The organism is Stenotrophomonas sp. HMWF003 (assembly GCF_003061285.1).
Classification (GTDB): Bacteria; Pseudomonadota; Gammaproteobacteria; order Xanthomonadales; family Xanthomonadaceae; genus Stenotrophomonas; species Stenotrophomonas maltophilia_AP.
Genome location: NZ_QAIW01000421.1, coordinates 893 through 4,932 on the forward strand (window position 1 = coordinate 893; position 4,040 = coordinate 4,932).

Annotated in this window: 4 protein-coding genes and 1 pseudogene; 2 read left to right on the forward strand and 3 right to left on the reverse strand. The window is 66.3% G+C overall.

The window, feature by feature from the left end; translation table 11 throughout:
* Positions 1–180 (reverse strand): NUDIX domain-containing protein (locus DBR34_RS23865; RefSeq protein ID WP_258224098.1); only part of this gene is annotated, 180 nt, incomplete at its 3' end.
* Position 181: 1 nt separating this feature from the next.
* Positions 182–646, reverse strand: coding sequence for a hypothetical protein (locus DBR34_RS18005; RefSeq protein WP_128097798.1), 465 nt, complete (start codon positions 644–646; stop codon positions 182–184).
* 83 nt (positions 647–729) lie between these two features.
* On the opposite strand from DBR34_RS18005, the gene clpS reads away from it, so the two are divergent.
* Positions 730–1,062, forward strand: a complete 333-nt coding sequence (gene clpS, locus DBR34_RS18010; protein WP_038688394.1) for an ATP-dependent Clp protease adapter ClpS — start codon at positions 730–732, stop codon at positions 1,060–1,062.
* Here the strand turns inward: clpS and DBR34_RS18015 are convergent.
* Positions 1,059–1,880 (reverse strand): aminoglycoside phosphotransferase family protein, encoded by an 822-nt coding sequence (locus DBR34_RS18015; protein ID WP_128097799.1) that lies wholly within the window; start codon positions 1,878–1,880, stop codon positions 1,059–1,061. The two genes, clpS and DBR34_RS18015, sit on opposite strands and share 4 nt — an antisense overlap.
* Positions 1,881–2,019: 139 nt before the next feature.
* Between DBR34_RS18015 and clpA the strand changes: the two are divergent.
* Positions 2,020–4,040: pseudogene (clpA, locus tag DBR34_RS18020) on the forward strand (ATP-dependent Clp protease ATP-binding subunit ClpA); the annotation flags it as partial.

Sequence of the window (4,040 nt, forward strand, 5' to 3'; positions counted from 1 at the left end):
CAGCGTCTCGCGCACCGCGGCCGCGGCCAGGCTTTCGCCCGGCTCCAGGTGGCCGGCCGGCTGGTTGAGCACATCGCGGCCGTCGATCCGCTCTTCCACCAGCAACAGGCGCCCGTCACGCACCACAACGGTGGCGACGGTGACATGGGGCGTCCAGCGTGGGTCCTGCACGGCATTCACCTCAGTATTCGTCCGTCTCGGTCAGTTCGTTTTCCATGGCATCGGCGGCGCGCATGGCCGCATCGATGGCCTCGCTGAGCGCGGTGGAACTGGCATTGGCGTCCACCTTGACCACGAACATGGCCAGCTGGTCCTGCTTCACCCAGGCGCCCAGCTTGGCGTCCTGCGAGTCTTCCAGCAGGCGGTTGGCCACCGCGGCGGGGAACTGCTTGCCGGGGGAGCTGTAGCCGGGCGACCAGATCTCGCGGATCTTGTGGCTGCCGAACTCTTCCACCGACGAACGCACGAATACCAGCTGGGTGCGGTCATCGCCGGCGTCGAAGACCAGCTTGTAGTCGCCGTCCTCGTCGATCTCGTAGGGGTAGTCCAGCTGCTCGAGCACGCGGCCCACGGCCTTGTCGGGTTCGACCGCGTGGGCGCCGAACATCGTGGCGGTCAGCAACAGCGCGGTGACGATCCTTTTCATGAAATCTCTGTGAAAGCGTGAGGGTGGACGTGCAGATTGTGAAGGGCGACAGAGGCGGCGTCCAATCCCGCTATAATGTGGGGATGCCCCGCGAGCCCAACCAAGAGCCCCACCACGATCACGGCGTCATGCTGGAACCGGCCCGGCCGGAGGTGGCACCGCCGCCGTTCTACCAGGTGATGCTGTTGAACGACGACTACACCCCGATGGATTTCGTGGTGACCGTCCTGCAGAGCTTCTTTGCCATGGACCTGGACAAGGCCACCCAGGTGATGCTCCACGTCCACACCCGCGGTCGCGGCGTGTGCGGGGTCTTCACCCGTGAGGTTGCCGAGTCCAAGGTGGCCCAGGTCAACGAATTCTCGCGCATGAACCAGCACCCGCTGCTGTGCACGATGGAGAAGACCAGCGGCTAGCCGCCGGTGCGTGCCAGCTGACGCAGCGCCATGTCCGCCACCGCCAGGTCGACGTCGGCGGCGCTGCCATCTTCCAGGAACCACACCGCCGACAGCCCGGCGCTGGCTGCGATCCAGCGCAGCAGCCGCGTGCGCCCCAGGCCCCCCAGCGCGCTGACCTGGTCCACCCGGCGGCCAAAGACGTCCGGTTGGATGGCCACGTGGATGCCCGGCCCGCACAGGTCCGGGTTGCAGAACAGCACGGTGTAGTCGAAGGCGCGGTCGCCGAGCAGGCGCTTGGGATCGATCGCCAGCCAGCCGCGCGCGCCGCCGTCGACCAAGTTGTCGTGGTGCAGGTCGCCATGCAGCGGGCGCACCTCGATCTGGGCGGCCAGCACTGTCGATGCCAGCGATCTGCACTGTTCCAGCAATGGCGACAACGCGATCGTGGGCTGCAGCAGCGCCTTGAACCAGTCCTGCAGGTCCACCAGTCCCTCGGGCAGGGCGCCGCGCGGCCGGTGCAGGCATGCGGCGGTCCGGCACAGCAGCGCCGTGGCCTGCGCATCCTGCCCGGCGATGGACATCGCGCGCAATGAAACGCCCGGTTGGGCCCGTTCCAGCAGGACCGCCTCGTGGTCGTGGGCCAGCAGCTGCACAGCGCCATCGCCGTCCCACCAGCGCAGCAGGCGGTGGCCGTTGCGCTCCTCGGCCTCCGTGCTCACCTTCAACATGGCCGCGGAACCGTCGGGGAGGCGGACCGGCCACAGCCGGGCGTGCGGGGTGGTGATGACGTCGCCATCACGGACAAGCTGCCATTTCGTGAGCTGGAGTTCAGGCATCATGGAGTCGCTGGGAAGGCCCTTGGGGAAACCGGGTGGTATTGGACCGCTAACGCCGTCTGAACGCACCGATCCGCTAGGGTGATGGAAATTGCGCAGCTAGGCCGCATATTGTTCCCACCTGCCGCCGGAGTAGAACATGTTCAGTAAAGACCTCGAACACACCATCGGTCAGTGCTACAAGCGCGCCCGTGAGGCCCGGCATGAATTCATGACGGTGGAACACCTGCTGCTGGCACTGCTCGACAACCCGTCCGCCCAAGCCGTGCTGAAGGCATGCGGGGCCGACGCCGAGCGCCTGCGCCAGGAACTGGAACAGGCCATCGAGGCCTCGGTCTCGCGCCTGGCCGAAGATGACGGCCGCGATACCCAGCCCACGTTGGGCTTCCAGCGCGTGCTGCAGCGGGCCGTGTACCACGTGCAGTCCTCGGGCAAGAAGGAGGTGACCGGCGCCAACGTGCTGGTGGCCATCTTCGGCGAGAAGGACTCCCACGCGGTGTATTACCTCAACCAGCAGGACGTGACCCGGCTGGATATCGTCAATTACCTGTCCCACGGCATCGCCAAGCTGGGGGAGGACGGCGAAGTGCCGCCGGCGGCCGACGGTGAAGGCCGCGCCGAGGGCGGCGAGGGCGAAGGCAAGGGCGATGCGCTGGCGGAGTTTGCCAGCAACCTCAACGAGGCCGCACGGAACGGTCGGATCGACCCGCTGGTCGGTCGTCGCGACGAAATCGAGCGCACCATCCAGGTGCTGTGCCGCCGCCGCAAGAACAACCCGCTCTACGTGGGCGAGGCCGGCGTGGGCAAGACCGCCATCGCCGAAGGCCTGGCCAAGCGCATCGTCGAAGGCTCGGTGCCTGACGTGCTGGCCGATGCGATCATCTATTCGCTCGACCTGGGCGCGCTGGTGGCCGGCACCAAGTACCGGGGCGACTTCGAGAAGCGCCTCAAGGGCGTGCTCACCGCGCTGAAGAAGATGCCCAACGCGGTGCTGTTCATCGACGAGATCCACACCATCATCGGTGCCGGGTCGGCCTCGGGCGGCACCATGGATGCCTCCAACCTGATCAAGCCGGCCCTGGCGTCGGGCGAGCTGCGCTGCATCGGGTCGACCACCTTCCAGGAATACCGCGGCATCTTCGAGAAGGACCGCGCGCTGGCGCGGCGCTTCCAGAAGATCGACATCGTCGAGCCCACCGTGGGCGAAACCTACGAAATCCTGCAGGGCCTCAAGCCGCGTTACGAAGCGCACCACGGCGTGACCTACGCCGACGATGCGCTGCAGGCCGCGGTGGACCTGTCGGTCAAGCACATCGGTGACCGTCTGCTGCCGGACAAGGCGATCGACGTGATCGACGAAGCCGGCGCCCGCCAGCGCCTGTTGCCCGAGGGCGAGCGCAAGGAGCTGATCGACATCGAGGAAATCGAAACGATCGTGGCCAAGATGGCGCGTATCCCGGCCAAGCAGGTCAGCGCCACCGACAAGGACGTGCTGCAGCACCTGGAGCGCAACCTGAAGATGGTGATCTTCGGCCAGGATCCGGCCATCGAGACGCTGTCGTCGGCGATCAAGCTGGCCCGTTCCGGCCTGGCCAACCCGGAAAAGCCGATCGGCAACTTCCTGTTCGCCGGTCCCACCGGTGTGGGCAAGACCGAGGTGACCAAGCAGCTTGCGCTGCAGCTGGGCATCGAGCTGGTCCGCTTCGACATGAGCGAGTACATGGAGCCGCATTCGATCAGTCGCCTGATCGGTGCGCCCCCGGGCTATGTTGGCTTCGACCAGGGCGGCCTGCTCACCGAGAAGATCGTCAAGACCCCGCACTGCGTGCTGCTGCTGGACGAGGTGGAAAAAGCCCACCCGGACATCTTCAACATCCTGCTGCAGGTCATGGACCGTGGCGTGCTCACCGACACCAACGGGCGCGAAGCCAACTTCAAGAACGTGGTGCTGGTGATGACCACCAATGCCGGCGCGGCCCAGGCCTCGCGGCGTTCGATCGGCTTCACCCGCCAGGATCACGCCACCGACGCGATGGAAATCCTGCGCAAGAGCTTCACGCCGGAATTCCGCAACCGCCTCGATGCGGTGGTGCAGTTCCAGCCGCTGGGCTTCGAGCACATCCTGCGCGTGGTCGACAAGTTCCTGATCGAGCTGGAAAT